The organism is Sphingobacterium sp. UBA865, assembly GCF_002295765.1.
Taxonomy (GTDB): domain Bacteria; phylum Bacteroidota; class Bacteroidia; order Sphingobacteriales; family Sphingobacteriaceae; genus Sphingobacterium; species Sphingobacterium multivorum.
Window position 1 is genome coordinate 155,737 of the sequence record NZ_DBGB01000010.1, and the last position, 16,031, is coordinate 171,767.

The window sequence follows — 16,031 nt, forward strand, 5'->3', positions numbered from 1 at the left end:
GGAAGGATATGCTACAGAATATAATGTCTAAATTGAAGGGTGATCGATGGATATGGATCATTGTGATTATCTTATCGGGATGGTCACTTTTGGCTGTATACAGTTCGGTGGGTACCTTGGCTTATAAAGAAGGGAAAGGGACTGAAATGTATCTGTTAAAGCATTTCTCTATCATTGCCATAGGCTTTGTCCTGATGTATCTTTCTCACAAGTTAGATTATCGGTATTATGCGGGTATATCCAAAATAATGATGGGTATTACAATCCCTTTATTGTTGTTTACGCTGTTGTTCGGAAGTAAAGTTAATGAAGCTAGTCGTTGGTTGACTATCCCTGGTATAGGTTTGACCTTTCAAACATCGGATTTAGCAAAGTTGTCACTTATCGTCTTTCTTGCAAGGATGTTATCCCGGAAGCAGGAAGAGATCAAAGATGTGAAAAAATCGTTCTTACCCATTATGGGGTCGGTGTGTGGTGTGTTTATTCTGATTGCCTTGGCCAATCTATCTACCGCATTGATGCTGTTTGGCGTGAGTGTTTTATTGCTCTTGATCGGACGGATTAGTTTTAAGCAGATTGCCATTGTTTGTTGTGGCGGAGGGGTGCTCCTTATGATGGTTATCTTCTTTGGTCCCCGTAGAACGACTTATATCAGCCGGGTAAAATCTTTTTTTCATACTGAAAAAGTGGATAAAACGGTATCCTTCCAGGATGATAAAAATTATCAGGCAAACAATGCGAAAATTGCTATAGCAACTGGTGGGCTTTTTGGAAAAGGACCGGGAAATAGTGTGCAACGTAATGTGTTGCCGCACCCTTATTCCGATTTTATTTACGCGATTATCATTGAAGAATATGGAACAGTCGGGGGGGTGATTCTGCTATTTCTGTATTTGGCATTTATGTATCGATGTATACGTATTGTCACGATGAGTCCCAAAGCTTTTGGTACTTTTCTGGCTGCGGGTTTGGGATTTAGTTTGACAATTCAGGCTTTGGCCAATATGGCTGTTGCCGTCGGATTGGGACCAGTAACGGGGGTTCCGCTTCCACTAGTGAGTATGGGAGGAACCTCGATTTTATTTACGAGTGTCGCCTTGGGAATCATCCTGAGTGTGAGTAGAAATATTGAAGAATTAAAAGGTAAAGAAGAGCTGGATGAAAAGCCTAAACCGAAAAAAGTGGTTATAGGATCTATTCCTGCATAATAATAAATTAAGCATGGCAATTCGCGTAATTATCAGTGGTGGTGGAACCGGAGGACATATCTTTCCGGCGATTTCAATTGCAAATGCGTTGAAGGCAATGGATCCTGCAAATGAAATTCTATTTGTGGGTGCCAATGGCCGGATGGAAATGGATAAAGTGCCCGCAGCAGGATATAAGATTGTTGGACTCGACATTCAGGGAATCAATAGAAAGCAGCTGTGGAAGAATATCTTTTTGCCGTTTAAGCTTATGAAAAGTTTAAATAAAGCAAAAAGCATAATTAAGGATTTTAGACCGGATGTGGCTGTAGGGGTAGGTGGTTTTGCTTCAGGTCCATTGCTAATGATGGCCAATAAGCTGGAGGTGCCAACAGTCGTGCAAGAACAGAATTCCTATGCTGGTGTAACCAACAAAAAAGTTGGTGCTAAGGCTGCAAAAATATGTGTGGCTTATGAGGGGATGGAGCAATTCTTTCCTGCGGACAAAGTATTGCTCACCGGCAATCCAATAAGACGCGAGTCTATTGCGATAGCGGGAAAAAGAGAGGAGGCCTTAGCGTTCTTTGCGTTAGATCCACACAAAAAAACAATTTTGGTACTTGGCGGTAGTTTGGGGGCTAAAACATTAAATGAAAGTGTTGTTGCTTACCTGAATGAGCTAAAGGAGGAAGAAGTGCAGCTGATTTGGCAATGCGGTAGTTTCTATGTTGAAAACCTACACGCGGAGTTGACAGGTAAACTTCCAGGTAATATCAAGATGCTGGCCTTTCTTCAGCGCATGGATTATGCTTATGCTGCGGCAGATTTGATTATTAGCCGTGCTGGAGCCGGTACCATCTCTGAGCTCTGTGTGGTTGGAAAACCTGTTATCCTTGTGCCTTCACCCAATGTGGCCGAAGATCATCAGACCAAAAATGCAATGGCATTGGTCAATAAAGGTGCTGCATTACTGGTGAAGGATAGTGATGCACAAAGAGACTTAATACCTGCTGCTTTAACTTTATTAAAAGACGCAGATCATGTCTCACAATTAAGTGGGAATATTAAAAAACTCGGTAAGTTGAATGCTGATGTGCAGATTGCCGAGGAGGTGTATAAATTGGTTAAAAAAAAATAGACGAAGTATGAATCTAGATGCAATAAAACAAGTTTACTTGATCGGAATAGGTGGTATAGGCATGAGTGGCCTTGCACGCTATTTTAAGCATTTGGGCTGTGAGGTGGATGGATATGACCGTACAGAAACTGAGCTGACTAAAACCTTAGTCAAGGAAGGGATCGCGATCTCCTATCAGGATGATATCAATACGATTGATGCTATTTTTAACGTACCTACGACGGAGACATTAGTCATTTTTACACCGGCTATTCCTAAAGATTCGAAGATTAAAGCTTTTTTTGAATCACAAGGACATACGCTCTATAAACGATCTCAAGTTTTGGGGATCATTAGTGAAAGTAGATTTACAGTAGCGGTTGCTGGTACACATGGTAAAACGACAACTTCTACAATGGTGGCACATGTATTGAAAGATTCGGGCTACGACTGTTCGGCCTTTTTGGGTGGAATCAGTTCTAACTACGGTACCAATGTGCTTTATGGAAATAATAATACAGTTGTGGTTGAGGCTGATGAGTTTGATCGTTCATTCCTGACGCTTCACCCCAATATCGCAATAGTAACTTCTTCTGATGCGGATCATCTGGACATTTATGGCGATCGGAGCCATTTGCTTGAATCGTTCCAAATGTTCTTGGATAAAGTTGTTGAAGGAGGTACACGTATTATAAAAAAAGGCCTCGAGTTTGAGGGGCAAATAAGTTATTCAGGCCATGAAATCGCTGATGCATATGCTTCCAGTGTGCATGTACGCGATGGAGAGTTCTTTTTTGATTACCAAGATACCAACGGACGAATAGATGATATTCATTTGGGTATCCCTGGTATCCACAATGTTGAAAACGCGGTAGCTGCGATTGCGGTAGCCCGTTTACTTGGAATTGCAGACGAAGCTATTAAGAAAGCGTTGACGACATTTAAAGGCGTGAAAAGAAGGTTTGAATATATTGTCCGTAAACCTGGAGCGGTGTATATTGATGATTATGCGCACCATCCAGAGGAACTGCGTGCATTTTTAACTTCGATGCGGAAATTGTATCCTACGAAAAAGTTAAATGTGGTCTTTCAGCCGCATTTATTTACGCGTACGCGGGATTTTGTGGATGGTTTCGCCGAGGTATTGTCCATGGCTGACAAGCTGTTGTTAATGGAAATCTATCCTGCACGGGAGCTTCCTATTGAAGGGATCAATTCGAGTTGGTTATTGGATAAAATTACGGCAGCGGAAAAACAGCTTGTAACTGCAGAAGAAGTCTTGGAATTTGCACGCGATGAAAAGCCGGAACTGATTGTTACAGTTGGGGCAGGTGATATTGACAAATTGGTTAAACCGTTACAGGCAATTTTAGAGCATGCTTAAAAAATTACGTAACATACAATGGAATCGTGTCCTCTACTTTACACTATTTTTTATAGGTGTAATTGTTGTCGTCGTGATTATGACTATTGTGGGGAAACGTGATGAGCAGCAAGTTTGTAAAGATATTAAGATTGTCATTGAAGGTACAGAAGCCTTTATTGATCAGGCGGATATCTCTAAGTTAATAGAACATAACTATGGTAGTTTCGTGGGAAAGAAAGTCAATGGAATTCCCTTTCAGAAAGTTGAAAAAACCTTACGTAAATTACCTTATGTGTCCGATGCCAGTATACATGCCGATATGGATGGTACGATCAGAATTAATATTAATCAGCGCGAGGCTGTCATGCGGATCATCAACAAAAATGGAAAGGAGTTTTATGTTGACCCCAAAGGATTGAAGATACCGACAACGTTGAAGTATATACCGCACATCATGGTTGCAACAGGGAATATCGCAGAAGGATATAATGAAGCACTGGATACCATAGCAACACCATTGGTTAAAGATTTGGTTAAGGTCGTTGAATTTATCAAAAATGACGAATTATGGAGTAATCAGGTTGTGCAGATATATGTGAACTCGGATAAGGATATTGAACTTGTACCTCGTGTAGGGACACAGCAATTAATTGTTGGATCGGCAGATTCATTGGAACAAAAATTTGAATTATTAAAGACCTTTTATACGCAGATCATGCCAAAGGTAGGTATAAATGCTTACGGTGTTGTCAATGTGAAATATGGAGGTCAGATCATCTGTGAAAAACGAGGAAACTGGAGTTTTTCAGGCGATCAAACAAAAAAAGTAGCAAATAATACATTATAGTAATACAGCAACAATACAGGAAATTATGAACTCAAAGGCAGCAGAAATTGAAAGAGAAAACCCAATTATCGTGGGACTCGATATTGGTACTACCAAAATTTGTGTTACGGTTGGGAGACGTAGCTCAGGAAACAAAATTGAATTATTAGGTGTGGGGAAAGCGGACTCTGCCGGTGTAAGCCGCGGAGTAGTTGCTAATATCCAGAAAACTGTGGGAAGTATTTTAGAGGCTGTTGAGATAGCCGAAGCGCAGTCTAATGTGGATATTAAAGTGGTGAATGTGGGAATTGCTGGCCAACACATCAAAAGTATTCAACACCGTGGAATATTTACCAAAACCGATGGTGACGACGAAATCATTCGACGCGATATCGAACGACTGATTTCGGATATGTATAAACTGGTACTGCCTCCAGGAGAAGAAATTATACATGTTTTACCACAGGAATTTACGGTAGATAACGAGCCGGGGATTCGCGAACCTATCGGTATGGCGGGGCGTCGTATTGAAGCAAATTTCCATATTATATCGGGACGTGTAACTGATATTAAAAACATCAAAAAATGTATTGATAATTCCAATCTGGAAGTTGCTGAATTGATTCTCGAGCCTTTAGCGTCTTCAGAAGCTGTATTGGATGAAGACGAAAAAAATGCTGGTGTTGTATTAGTAGATATCGGTGGTGGAACCACAGATGTTGCCATCTTCCATGAAGGAATTATTCGTCACACAGCCGTGATTCCTTTAGGCGGTAATATCGTCACAGAAGATATCCGTCAGGGATGTTCTGTTTTGCGTTCCCAAGCTGAATTGTTGAAAACTCGCTTTGGATCAGCTTTAGCTGATGAAAACAAAGAAAATGAGGTGATTTGCGTGCCCGGATTAAAAGGTCGTGAACCAAAAGAAATTTCTGTTAAAAACCTAGCTTATATCATCCAAGCTAGAATGGAGGAAATTATTGAGCACGTGTATTATGAAATCAAATCTTCTGGATATGAAAATAAACTGATCGGTGGTATTGTGATTACCGGTGGTGGTGCTCAATTAAAACATTTGGTACAACTTGTTGAATATATTACTGGAATAGATTGTCGTATCGGATTTCCGAATGAATATCTTTCTAAGAACGAGGTTTTACCAAAACCGTTGTTTGAAGAATTGAAAAGTCCGTTGTATGCAACAAGTATCGGCTTGTTGATCAAGGGAATCCAGTCGCACGAGGAAGAGGAAGATAGCCGGAGAGAAATGCACGCCCCATCTAAAAAAGTGCAGGCCGCTACGGTGACAACAAAAGAAGTTTCTGAACAGCAACAAAAGGAGCAAGGATTATTGTCATGGTTCAAACGTTTTATCAAAGACGGTAATGAAATCGATGACGCAAGTTTTTTAGATAAGAAGTAAGTTTTCCACAATAGTTGAAGTTTTCCACAATTTAACAAATGTGGAAAACTTTTGTTGAAATTATATTATTATTACATTACATATAGTGGGTTTGATTCGTTTTGATATCATCTTCATTGTAAGTTAAATAGGGATAAGTTATGTCAATACAGTTTGAAATGTTAAAAGAACAATCTTCAATAATCAAGGTTATTGGGGTTGGTGGTGGTGGCGGCAATGCCGTAAACCACATGTATAAACAAGGAATTAGTGGGGTAGATTTTATCGTGTGTAATACTGATGCGCAAGCATTGGAATTGAGCCCGATCCCAAATAAAGTTCAATTGGGGATAAGTCTGACCGAAGGAATGGGAGCAGGAGCAGATCCTGATGTAGGTGAAAATTCAGCGATCGAAAGTATTGAAGATATCAAACGTATGTTGGGTACCAATACCAAGATGTTGTTTATTACAGCTGGTATGGGCGGTGGTACTGGTACCGGTGCTAGTCCTGTATTAGCGAAAGCTGCCAAAGAATTGGGTATTTTAACTGTTGCGATTGTAACTACGCCCTTTACGTTTGAAGGTAAACGCCGTCGTTCACAAGCGGAGGAAGGACTTTCGGAATTACGTAAATATGTAGACTCTTATCTTGTGATCTCAAATGACCGCCTTCGTGAGATCTTTGGTAATTTGACCATGACTGCGGCTTTTGCAAAAGCAGATGATATATTGACTACCGCGGCAAAAGGTATCGCCGAAATAATAACTATCCCTGGTTATGTAAACGTCGATTTTAAAGATGTTCGCACTGTTATGAACGATAGTGGTGTTGCCATAATGGGAAATGCTGTTGCCGAAGGTGAAGATCGTGCATTACGTGCAGTGGAAGGTGCCTTAGCTTCTCCATTGTTGAAAGACAATGAGATTGAAGGTGCTCGCTATATTTTATTGAATATTACTTCTGGAACGAAAGAAGTAACTATGGATGAAGTTGCGATCATTACGGATTACATTCAGGAAAAAGCTGGTTTGTCAGCAGATTTGATCTGGGGTAACTGTATTGATGAGAATTTTGAAGACGAATTGTCAGTAACAATTATTGCCACTGGTTTTCAAACATCTGAAGAACGTGATAAAGAACGTGAAAATACAAAGGTGTCTATGCCCTTAACTGCTGAACCGGCTAATTCTTTTATCAAACCTGTTTCTCAGGTAGCACCAAGAGAAGTTCCAGCTACGAATAGTTTCGTAACTCCGGTTCAACGTGTGGATACACCAGCACCTTCTACAAATACTTCTACTCCAAATAATTTGCAATCTGACTTGTTCACTTCTCCCAGAAATGCGGTACAACAACAGGTAGCTGTTGAGGAACCACAGGTAATACGTCATGATTTGGGTTTTGATGGTGGTTATGAAGAGGAAACTACATTTGGAGATAGTGATTTTCAGTTGAAAACCTCACCGTCAGTGTTTCAATTCCAGATGCCAACAGTGTTTGATTCTTACACAGCTCCTTCTGCGTCAGGATATGAGGAAAAACCTACATTTTCATCAAGTACAACAAATGAGCAAGTAGAAGTCCCTCAGGTAGAAGAAGAGCAAGTTTCGTTTGAAGATCAGCTGGTTCGTACAAAAGAACGCATCTTGCGTCTTAAAGAATTGAGCATGAAACTAAAATCTTCTAATGGTCTACATGAGTTGGAAAACGAGCCTGCTTATAAGCGGAAACAAATGTCATTGGAAGATACACCGCATTCTTCACAATCTCAGGTGTCTCGTTTTACACTTTCCTTTGAAGACGGAAATACTGAAATTAGACCGAACAATTCTTTCCTACATGATAATGTAGACTAATTGATTCACCATAAAATAACAAAAAGCCATCCAATCGGATGGCTTTTTTAGTATCTTTAAATACCGAAATAAGACAATTATACAAGCTATGACGACAAAATTAAATAACCCTGTATGGGTAATGAGTTCTGCATTTGATAAATTATCCTTACCAGAGTTGATTCAGACGACCAAAAGAATCGGAGCAGGGGGGATAGACCTTTGTGTGTTTAGAAAAGATGGTACCCGTGAAGATCATACCGCAACGCATTTGGATTATGATGATTTTACTCCTGCAAAAGCGAGGGAAATCATTGAGCTGTTCAATCAGGCTGATTTAAAACTTTCGCTTGGTGCTTTTGAAAATATGATTGGCGGAGATCCTGAGCAACGAGTGAAGAATCAAAATCATTTATTGAAATTGATCCGTATTGCACATTTGCTGGGAGGTGATGCAAATAACGTTAAGGTAGGGACATTTGTGGGCTACAATCATGAATTGGGCAATCAAATTGATGGATTTCAGAAAAATCTTGAAGAATACAAGCGTGTATTTGCGCCCATTGTTAATTATGCAGAGAGTTTAGGTGTAACGATCCTTTATGAGAACTGCCCAATGGAAGGATGGCGCTCATCACGTTATAGCTCTACCTATAACAATCTTCCAGCAGTGCTTGCTGCTCGTAAATTAATGTATGCGATGATACCAAGTAAGGCTCATGGTGAGATCTATGATCCTTCACATGATGTCTGGCAAAATACAAACCCAATAGACGTTATTCGTAATACGGACATCACGCGCTTACAACGTATACATGTGAAGACTACGCGTAATCTACAGACTGCTGCACGTATTGATTGGGGCGGGATGTATCCCATGCAGCATGTTGACGCCGAATTGGCTAAAAAAGCGAATGTAAGTATACCGGGCCACGACTGGGATAGACATCATTACGAAGCTATGTTGCCAGGCTTTGGCGGATCTGACAGTATGGATTGGCGCGGGTTTGTTGACTTATTGCAAGAGCGTGGTTTCAGTGGTCCCTTTGAGATCGAAAATGAAGCTAAAAACTCGAAAGACACGGGTGATTTTTCTGCAACGGTTCAAGGTTTTACAACCTGTCTTAACTTTTTGGCACCGATGCTATGGGATTTAGAAGCAGAGGTGGGGTATTCTTATAAGAAATCTCAACCTTTAAAAGATCTGAACGTAAAAGATGTTCCTGTTGTTACGATGGATGAGTTAATTTAGTATGATAAAAATACACTCCAACAAAATGACTAGTTGTTGGAGTGTATTCTGAACAGTTCGATAAGTTCAGGAATATTAGAAACATTGAGTTTTTCAAAGATTCTGCTTTTATACGTGCTCACTGTTGAAGGGCTTAAGTCCAACAAGCTAGATACTTCAATAATCCCCAGTCCCTTTATCAATTGTTTAGCAACGTCCACCTCTCTATTTGACAAACGTGCCAACGGATTTAGTTTTGTCAGCTCAGACTTACTCTGCGTCAATTTCTGAATGTATAGGTCCTGTACGTTGCTCGACATATACTTTCCTCTATCCTGAATAGCCAAAATAGCATTGGAAAGTTCAGCCATAGCTGTTGTTTTGTTTAGGTAGCCTACTGCTCCGGCTTCGATATAACGTAAAGCATAAAGTGATTCGTCATAAGATGAGAAAATCAAAATTTTAATGCTTGGCCGAATTTGAAGGATTTCCTCAACGACACGTATATTATTTCCTCCCGGCATATTAATGTCCAATAATAATAGGTCGAAATCCTCTACCTTTATTTTTTCAAGAACCTCGTCAAAGGTTTCAGCTTGGAATATTTCTGCTTTTTGAAGAGTTTCTTTAATAATAACGGAGGCTCCTAATCGTACAATGCCGTGGTCGTCTGCTATAAGAATCTTTTTCATAGATATGCTATCTGATGCTGGGCTTTAATTACTGTATGAAATAAAGTACTAACAATATACAATATATCTTGATATTTTACTAGTTAACGGGCAAATATAAGAAATTAAAGTTAATAAAAATTAGTGGGGTGCGGGGTACATGTCTTTTTTATAAAGTAGGACATGGGTTAGAAAATATAGCACAATATGAGTTTAACGATAAAAAATTAGCATATTTTAATTAGATTTATGTGACAATTATTAGTTTTGTCATAATTCATGGACTAAAAAATTTAAATATGGGATTTTTAAAAGAGTTTAAAGAGTTTGCAATGCGTGGCAGCGTAGTAGATCTAGCTGTCGGTGTTGTCATTGGTGGAGCTTTTGGTAAAATTGTTACCTCATTGGTTGATGATATTATCATGCCACCCATTGGTTATTTAACTGGGGGTGTTGATTTTTCATCCAAAAAATTGATTTTGAAAGCTGCTGATGAAGCGACTAAACAAGCTGAAGTATCTATTAATTATGGAAACTTTATTAATGTGGTTATTCAATTTTTAATTGTAGCATTCTGTATTTTTTGTGTTATTAAGGCTTTAAATTCGTTGAAACGTAAAGAGGAAGCAGCTCCGGCGGCCCCTGCAGCACCGACAAAAGAAGAAACGCTTTTGACTGAGATCAGAGATATTCTGAAAAATAAATAGGGCAGGGTTTATACTTCATTTATAAAAATCAGCACAGTCAAACTGTGCTGATTTTTATTTTACGGTAGTTGAAAAATTGTTTTTTGAAGCTGTAGCTGAATAAATTAGCTTATCCGTTTTACATTAACTTTAAATGTTCGTAATATTGTTTGTTTTTGTCTAAAATAAACTTTACTTTTGCATTCCTCTTGGGGAGTTTTGTATTAATTGAAGTAAGAACAAATTAGCATAATAGCGTCATGAAAAGAACATTTCAGCCATCGCAAAGAAAAAGAAGAAACAAACACGGTTTTAGAGAGCGCATGAGCTCTGCAAACGGTAGAAGAGTATTAGCTTCACGTAGAGCTAAAGGTAGAAAACGTCTTACAGTGTCTGACGAATACCGTCACAAAGGTTAATCTTTGACAAGGATCGGTGGCCGCTTATAAGAGCTTTTTCTAATAAGATTAAGTCATCGTATGAAAAATACATTTACAAAAGAAGAACGGTTATGTGCGAAAAGGCGTATTGATACGCTTTTTAAAAGCGGTTCTTCTTTTGTCTTGTATCCATTTAGAATTGTTTTTATCTTCGAGAAAAACAATGAGGCTGACGATATTCCCTCCAGTCAGTCTATTATTTCCGTATCCAAACGTAGGTTCAAAAGAGCAGTTGATCGCAATTCGATTAAACGAATGATGCGTGAGAGTTACCGTTTACAAAAATCGAATGATTTGATTCCGTTTTTGTTGAAACATAATGTAACTTTGTATCTAGCTATTCAATATGTAGGCAAGCAGATCTTAGCGTATGATGTGTTTAGCACCGCAATGAATAAAATGCTGAAAAAATTGCAGGATGAATGTGCTGAAGTTTATTTGGAAAAAGGGGATTAGACCCTTGTTTAGTTTTATTTTCTTGGCTATTATTCGTTTCTACCAAGTTTTTATCTCACCGTTTTTAGGCGCTAATTGTAGATATACACCTACCTGTTCTCAGTACGGTAAGGAAGCGATTCTGAAATATGGTCCCTTCAAAGGTGGGTGGATGGCTTTGAAACGAATTGCACGTTGCAATCCCTGGGGCGGCCACGGGCATGATCCTGTACCTTGATTTCTATAATGACGATGAATAATTTAATTTTACAAATTGATACTTCAACCACGATTTGCTCGGTTGCTTTGAGTGAAAATGGTCAAACGTTACAGGTTCTCGATCTCGATGAACCTAATGCTCATGCGGCTAAATTGACTATTTTGATCGCCGAAGTCCTTAAACAGACTAACCGAACGATGCAGGATTTAAGTGCTGTGGCGGTGAGCATGGGACCTGGCTCTTATACAGGTTTACGTATAGGGGTATCTACGGCCAAAGGTCTCTGTTATGCGTTAGATATACCTTTAATCGCTATTAATACGTTAGAAGCTTTGTTTCTAGGGTATAAGGAGCAATTTGGTTTAACAGCAGGTGATGCTTATCTTCCCATGATCGATGCCCGTCGTATGGAAGTGTATACGGCTGTTTATGACCATAATGCTGCATTGGTGAAAGCAACATCAGCAGAAATTATCGATTTCGATTATTTCAATGAATTATTGCTGAACTACAATCGTGTCCATTTATTTGGTTCGGGTGCCGATAAATTTGAAGATTTGTTCAACGCAACGGATCGAGTGAATGTATTGAGCGGATTTGATGATTCCGCGGCTTTTCTGTCGACGTTGGCCTTTGATAAATTTCAGCGGAAAGAGTTTGAGGATGTTGCTTATTTCGAGCCATTCTATCTTAAAGATTTTTTGGTTACTACGGCAAAGAAAAAGGTTGGCTTATCATAGCCAACCTTTTCTTTTGAACCACAGATAAATGGCAAGGGATATGGCCACCATGATCCCCATGGCTACTGGATATCCATAGTACCATTCAAGTTCGGGCATATTTTTGAAATTCATTCCATAAATTCCTGCCACAAAAGTGATGGGCATAAAAAATACGGAGAAAATTGTCAGGATACGCATAATCTCATTCGTGTGATTAGATGAGATGTTGAAATACACATTAAGCAGTTGAGCTACATTTTCCGATAAGTTTTCGTACAAGGTTGATGTCCGGACCTGCAGATCTTTTAAATCCCGGGTATAGACATCTTTTTTTGACGAAGAATGAAAATGCTCGACGACCTCCCTGTAGAGAAAGATGACCTTTCGCGCAACATCAATCTGCCTTTTGATAAAATAAAGATTTTTCAGTATCGGCTGTTGTTTCATGCGTTTGAGGAATATCAATTCTTCGTAAGCATCGATTCGTGTGGAAAGTTGCTCTAACGTTTGGCTAAAGGTAAATACAGCTGCAGTCGTGATAAATACAGCCAGTTTACGGCTATTTCTTGTCTTGATGGACGTGAATTCAATATTTTTAAGTTTTTCTAAAAACTCGATGCGACGTTTGTGTACCGTAATCACAAAATCACTTCCATAGAAGATGGTCAGGCGATCGGTGATTTCTCCGATACTGTCTGAATTTTCTTTGAAATTGTCCGACATGACACGAAGAATCACAAAAGTATAATTCTCAAATTCTTCAATTTTAGGTAGATGTTCTGGTTCTTTGGAATCCTTGATCGAAGCTTCATTCAAATTGAAGCGCTCTTTGATGAAGGCGAAGTCTTCTGAAGTTGGCTCAGCTATATCTATCCATTCGTAGTTTGCGATTTCTTTTTCAACAATCGTTCTGACCATAAATCTAATTTTAGTAAGGACAAGATAAGAAAGAAAATAAAAAAAGCCATCAACTTAGTCGATGGCTTTCCTTAATTGTGATGATCTTCTATTTGTTTGAAGATTTATATTCTTCGTTCAACTGTTTGATTACCTCATTCGTGATTTCCAAAGATGGGTCGGCATACAATACAGTTGGGTTGGTCTTCGAATAAGTCAGCACCAACTTGTAGCCATTTTCTGCAGCATGCTTTTTCAGGAATTCAGTAATTTTATTATAGACATTGTTGAATTCTTCAGACTCGTCTTTTGCAATGGAAGAAGAAGCTGTTTGGTCTAAACGTGCAAGCTCATCTTGTTTACGTGCCAGTTTTTGTTCCGTAGCTTGTCTATCAGGAGCAGACATTGTAGCGGCATTTTTTTGATATTCGGCAACTTCCCGTTGGAACGCAGTACTTTTGGATTGCAGATCTGTTTGTGCTTTCTTTACTTTGTTTTCAAGCTTTGATTTAATGTCTTTAAAATATTGATATTTTTCAGAAAGTGAATCCGAATTTAAATAGACGATTTTATCTTTGTTACTTCCCTGGCTCTCCTTGCTTACCGTATTGGAATCATTTTTTGCAGGTTCGTTTGCTGTTTTTGCACCTTGGTTACATGATGCAATAGTTCCAACCAATAAAAGGCCAAAGGAAACTTTCGATACAATTGAGAATATAGTGTTCATTTTTTTGTTATTTGCAAATTATTACTGAAAACAAACCTAACATAAAAAAATCGAAATTCTAGTTTTTAGTAATAAAAAAGTAAAATTATCCCTGGTATTATAATTCGGAATATAGGCTCAATACTTCCTTATGGACTTGATAAATCGGCCAAAATTTCGTATTTTTGAATATTACATTTAAGAGGTTTTCAATGAGCGAAGAAAATAAAAATGCATCCACCTATTCGGCCGATAATATTCAGGTATTAGAGGGTTTAGAGGCGGTTCGTAAGCGTCCATCCATGTATATTGGTGACACCGGTGTAAAAGGATTGCACCATTTGGTATACGAGGTAGTTGACAATTCAATCGATGAAGCTGTAGCGGGATATTGTACAGATATCTTCGTTACTATCCATAAAGATAATTCGATTTCTGTCCGGGATAACGGTCGTGGTATTCCTACAGGGATCAACAAAAAAGAGAATAAATCAGCTCTAGAGCTTGTAATGACTGTATTGCACGCCGGAGGTAAATTTGATAAAGATACATACAAGGTTTCTGGTGGTCTGCACGGTGTCGGTGTTTCCTGTGTGAATGCGCTGTCTACTCTTTTGAAGGCCGAGGTTCATCGCGATGGAAAGATTTTCCAGCAAGAATACCAAATAGGTAAACCCTTATATGATGTGAAGGAAGTTGGTGTTTCGGATAAGACGGGTACTATTGTAACATTCCATCCAGATGCGACGATTTTCACGCAGACAACGGTTTATAATTACGATACATTGGCCAATCGTCTTCGTGAACTTGCCTTTTTAAATAAAGGTGTGAGTTTGACGTTGAATGATGAGCGTGAAGCAAATGAAGACGGTTCTGAAAAGAAAGAGACATTCTATTCAGAGGGCGGTCTGAAAGAGTTTGTGAAGTTTTTGGATGGTAACCGTCAGTCGTTGATTCCAGAACCAATTTATGTTGAAGGCGTAAAACAAGGTATCCCTGTTGAACTGGCTTTACAGTATAACGATACCTATTCTGAAAATGTCCATTCTTATGTGAATAACATCAATACGATTGAAGGTGGCTCACATGTTGCAGGTTTCCGTCGTGGTTTGACTCGTACCTTGAAAGCGTATGCGGACAAGTCAGGTTTGCTTAAGAACTTAAAAGTAGAAATTACAGGTGATGACTTCCGTGAGGGATTGACAGCAGTAATTTCAGTGAAGGTTGCAGAACCTCAATTCGAAGGGCAAACCAAAACGAAATTAGGTAACTCTGAAGTCATGGGGGCTGTAGATGTTGCCGTAGGTGAGATCTTAGGCGTTTATCTGGAAGAAAATCCACGTGAGGCAAAATCTATCGTTCAAAAGGTTGTCATTGCGGCTCAAGCACGTGCTGCTGCACGTAAAGCCCGTGATTTGGTACAACGTAAAACCGTTATGGGAGGCTCCGGACTTCCTGGTAAATTGGCCGATTGCCAAGACAATGATCCTACAAAATGTGAGATCTATTTTGTCGAGGGGGATTCTGCGGGTGGTACTGCCAAGTCTGGTCGTGATAGAAAACATCAGGCGATCATGCCTTTACGTGGTAAGATCCTGAACGTCGAAAAAGCAATGGAACATAAGATCTACGAAAATGAGGAGATCAAAAACATGTTTACAGCTTTAGGCGTCAGTGTGGGTACAGCCGAAGATGCTAAGGCGCTGAATCTTGAAAAGTTACGTTATCACCGCATCATCATCATGACCGATGCCGATGTGGATGGGTCCCACATTACAACTTTGATCCTGACATTCTATTTCAGATACATGAAGGAATTGATCGAAAGAGGATATGTATATATCGCTACACCGCCGCTATACTTGGTGAAAAAAGGGAAAGAGCATGAGTACGCTTGGAATGAAGACCAACGTATCAATGCGATTCAACGTTTGAAAGGATCAGGTAAAGAAGATAGTGTACACGTACAACGTTATAAAGGTCTTGGAGAGATGAATGCTGAGCAGTTATGGGATACAACCATGAATCCTGAAACGCGTACCTTAAGACAGGTGACAATTGAAAATGCAGCTGAATGTGACCGTATCTTCTCGATGTTGATGGGTGACGAAGTTGCCCCGCGTCGTGAATTTATCGAGAAAAATGCACGTTATGCGAAAATTGATATTTAATTGATCTGATCATAAAAGAATAGAAAAAGCCTGATGAAATTTTTTCATCAGGCTTTTTTTATTCTTTTATATTTCCTAATTTCATAGGAGTGAATCGTTTTTCTGCCGGGATAAAG

At 39.2% G+C, this 16,031-nt stretch carries 16 protein-coding genes; 13 read left to right on the top strand and 3 right to left on the bottom strand.

Features of this window, described 5'->3' with window-relative positions:
* Window positions 1-8: 8 nt before the first annotated feature.
* The 7 genes from B2O97_RS04605 to B2O97_RS04635 all read left to right on the top strand — a co-directional run bounded on the left by B2O97_RS04605 (window position 9) and on the right by B2O97_RS04635 (window position 8,988).
* Complete coding sequence (locus B2O97_RS04605; RefSeq protein ID WP_046673971.1) at window positions 9-1,208, top strand: FtsW/RodA/SpoVE family cell cycle protein; 1,200 nt, start codon at window positions 9-11, stop codon at window positions 1,206-1,208.
* A gap of 13 nt (window positions 1,209-1,221) precedes the next feature.
* Window positions 1,222-2,325 carry an undecaprenyldiphospho-muramoylpentapeptide beta-N-acetylglucosaminyltransferase gene (gene murG / locus B2O97_RS04610; RefSeq protein ID WP_070564950.1) on the top strand — a complete coding sequence of 368 codons (1,104 nt, stop codon included), beginning with the start codon at window positions 1,222-1,224 and terminating at the stop codon, window positions 2,323-2,325.
* A 7-nt stretch (window positions 2,326-2,332) separates the two neighbouring features.
* Complete coding sequence (gene murC / locus B2O97_RS04615; RefSeq protein ID WP_070564953.1) at window positions 2,333-3,688, top strand: UDP-N-acetylmuramate--L-alanine ligase; 1,356 nt, start codon at window positions 2,333-2,335, stop codon at window positions 3,686-3,688.
* Complete coding sequence (locus B2O97_RS04620; protein WP_070564956.1) at window positions 3,681-4,517, top strand: cell division protein FtsQ/DivIB; 837 nt, start codon at window positions 3,681-3,683, stop codon at window positions 4,515-4,517. Before murC ends, B2O97_RS04620 begins: the two co-directional genes overlap by 8 nt.
* A 25-nt stretch (window positions 4,518-4,542) precedes the next feature.
* Complete coding sequence (gene ftsA / locus B2O97_RS04625) at window positions 4,543-5,919, top strand: cell division protein FtsA (RefSeq protein WP_070564959.1); 1,377 nt, start codon at window positions 4,543-4,545, stop codon at window positions 5,917-5,919.
* Between the two features lie 140 nt (window positions 5,920-6,059).
* Entirely contained in the window at window positions 6,060-7,757 is a 1,698-nt protein-coding gene (ftsZ, locus tag B2O97_RS04630; RefSeq protein WP_286727280.1) for a cell division protein FtsZ, read from the top strand.
* Between the two features lie 88 nt (window positions 7,758-7,845).
* Window positions 7,846-8,988, top strand: a complete 1,143-nt coding sequence (locus tag B2O97_RS04635; RefSeq protein ID WP_070564965.1) for a sugar phosphate isomerase/epimerase family protein — start codon at window positions 7,846-7,848, stop codon at window positions 8,986-8,988.
* 29 nt (window positions 8,989-9,017) lie between these two features.
* On the opposite strand, the gene B2O97_RS04640 is transcribed toward B2O97_RS04635, so the two are convergent.
* Complete coding sequence (locus tag B2O97_RS04640; protein WP_070564968.1) at window positions 9,018-9,659, bottom strand: response regulator transcription factor; 642 nt, start codon at window positions 9,657-9,659, stop codon at window positions 9,018-9,020.
* A 278-nt stretch (window positions 9,660-9,937) separates the two neighbouring features.
* On the opposite strand from B2O97_RS04640, the gene mscL reads away from it, so the two are divergent.
* From mscL to tsaB, 5 genes are all read left to right on the top strand, one after another.
* Complete coding sequence (mscL, locus tag B2O97_RS04645; protein ID WP_046673978.1) at window positions 9,938-10,345, top strand: large-conductance mechanosensitive channel protein MscL; 408 nt, start codon at window positions 9,938-9,940, stop codon at window positions 10,343-10,345.
* Between the two features lie 239 nt (window positions 10,346-10,584).
* Entirely contained in the window at window positions 10,585-10,743 is a 159-nt protein-coding gene (rpmH, locus tag B2O97_RS04650; RefSeq protein WP_075991291.1) for a 50S ribosomal protein L34, read from the top strand.
* Window positions 10,744-10,803: 60 nt separating this feature from the next.
* Complete coding sequence (locus tag B2O97_RS04655; RefSeq protein WP_070564971.1) at window positions 10,804-11,220, top strand: ribonuclease P protein component; 417 nt, start codon at window positions 10,804-10,806, stop codon at window positions 11,218-11,220.
* Window positions 11,183-11,437 carry a membrane protein insertion efficiency factor YidD gene (gene yidD, locus B2O97_RS04660; protein WP_083295891.1) on the top strand — a complete coding sequence of 85 codons (255 nt, stop codon included), beginning with the start codon at window positions 11,183-11,185 and terminating at the stop codon, window positions 11,435-11,437. Before B2O97_RS04655 ends, yidD begins: the two co-directional genes overlap by 38 nt.
* 14 nt (window positions 11,438-11,451) lie before the next feature.
* Complete coding sequence (tsaB, locus tag B2O97_RS04665; RefSeq protein WP_070565305.1) at window positions 11,452-12,159, top strand: tRNA (adenosine(37)-N6)-threonylcarbamoyltransferase complex dimerization subunit type 1 TsaB; 708 nt, start codon at window positions 11,452-11,454, stop codon at window positions 12,157-12,159.
* Here tsaB and B2O97_RS04670 read toward each other — a convergent pair.
* The gene (locus B2O97_RS04670) at window positions 12,154-13,059 is read right to left on the bottom strand and encodes a CorA family divalent cation transporter (RefSeq protein WP_070564974.1); all 906 of its coding nucleotides are present in this window, start codon (window positions 13,057-13,059) and stop codon (window positions 12,154-12,156) included. The genes tsaB and B2O97_RS04670 overlap by 6 nt on opposite strands.
* Window positions 13,060-13,147: 88 nt before the next feature.
* Window positions 13,148-13,765 (bottom strand): OmpH family outer membrane protein, encoded by a 618-nt coding sequence (locus tag B2O97_RS04675; protein ID WP_046673981.1) that lies wholly within the window; start codon window positions 13,763-13,765, stop codon window positions 13,148-13,150.
* A 191-nt stretch (window positions 13,766-13,956) separates the two neighbouring features.
* Here B2O97_RS04675 and gyrB point away from each other — a divergent pair, with 191 nt between their 5' ends.
* Window positions 13,957-15,915, top strand: coding sequence for a DNA topoisomerase (ATP-hydrolyzing) subunit B (gene gyrB / locus B2O97_RS04680; RefSeq protein WP_070564980.1), 1,959 nt, complete (start codon window positions 13,957-13,959; stop codon window positions 15,913-15,915).
* Window positions 15,916-16,031: the final 116 nt, after the last annotated feature.

Excerpts from the sequence above, each read along its gene's own strand:
- murG (WP_070564950.1), top strand. The coding sequence starts at position 1,222 with ATGGCAATTCGCGTAATTATCAGTGGTGGTGGAACCGGAGGACATATC.
- ftsA (WP_070564959.1), top strand. The coding sequence starts at position 4,543 with ATGAACTCAAAGGCAGCAGAAATTGAAAGAGAAAACCCAATTATCGTG.
- tsaB (WP_070565305.1), top strand. The coding sequence starts at position 11,452 with ATGAATAATTTAATTTTACAAATTGATACTTCAACCACGATTTGCTCG.
- gyrB (WP_070564980.1), top strand. The coding sequence starts at position 13,957 with ATGAGCGAAGAAAATAAAAATGCATCCACCTATTCGGCCGATAATATT.
- B2O97_RS04635 (WP_070564965.1), top strand. The coding sequence starts at position 7,846 with ATGACGACAAAATTAAATAACCCTGTATGGGTAATGAGTTCTGCATTT.
- mscL (WP_046673978.1), top strand. The coding sequence starts at position 9,938 with ATGGGATTTTTAAAAGAGTTTAAAGAGTTTGCAATGCGTGGCAGCGTA.
- B2O97_RS04620 (WP_070564956.1), top strand. The coding sequence starts at position 3,681 with ATGCTTAAAAAATTACGTAACATACAATGGAATCGTGTCCTCTACTTT.
- yidD (WP_083295891.1), top strand. The coding sequence starts at position 11,183 with ATGAATGTGCTGAAGTTTATTTGGAAAAAGGGGATTAGACCCTTGTTT.
- ftsZ (WP_286727280.1), top strand. The coding sequence starts at position 6,060 with ATGTCAATACAGTTTGAAATGTTAAAAGAACAATCTTCAATAATCAAG.
- B2O97_RS04670 (WP_070564974.1), bottom strand. The coding sequence starts at position 13,059 with ATGGTCAGAACGATTGTTGAAAAAGAAATCGCAAACTACGAATGGATA.
- B2O97_RS04675 (WP_046673981.1), bottom strand. The coding sequence starts at position 13,765 with ATGAACACTATATTCTCAATTGTATCGAAAGTTTCCTTTGGCCTTTTA.
- rpmH (WP_075991291.1), top strand. The coding sequence starts at position 10,585 with ATGAAAAGAACATTTCAGCCATCGCAAAGAAAAAGAAGAAACAAACAC.
- B2O97_RS04605 (WP_046673971.1), top strand. The coding sequence starts at position 9 with ATGCTACAGAATATAATGTCTAAATTGAAGGGTGATCGATGGATATGG.
- B2O97_RS04640 (WP_070564968.1), bottom strand. The coding sequence starts at position 9,659 with ATGAAAAAGATTCTTATAGCAGACGACCACGGCATTGTACGATTAGGA.
- murC (WP_070564953.1), top strand. The coding sequence starts at position 2,333 with ATGAATCTAGATGCAATAAAACAAGTTTACTTGATCGGAATAGGTGGT.
- B2O97_RS04655 (WP_070564971.1), top strand. The coding sequence starts at position 10,804 with ATGAAAAATACATTTACAAAAGAAGAACGGTTATGTGCGAAAAGGCGT.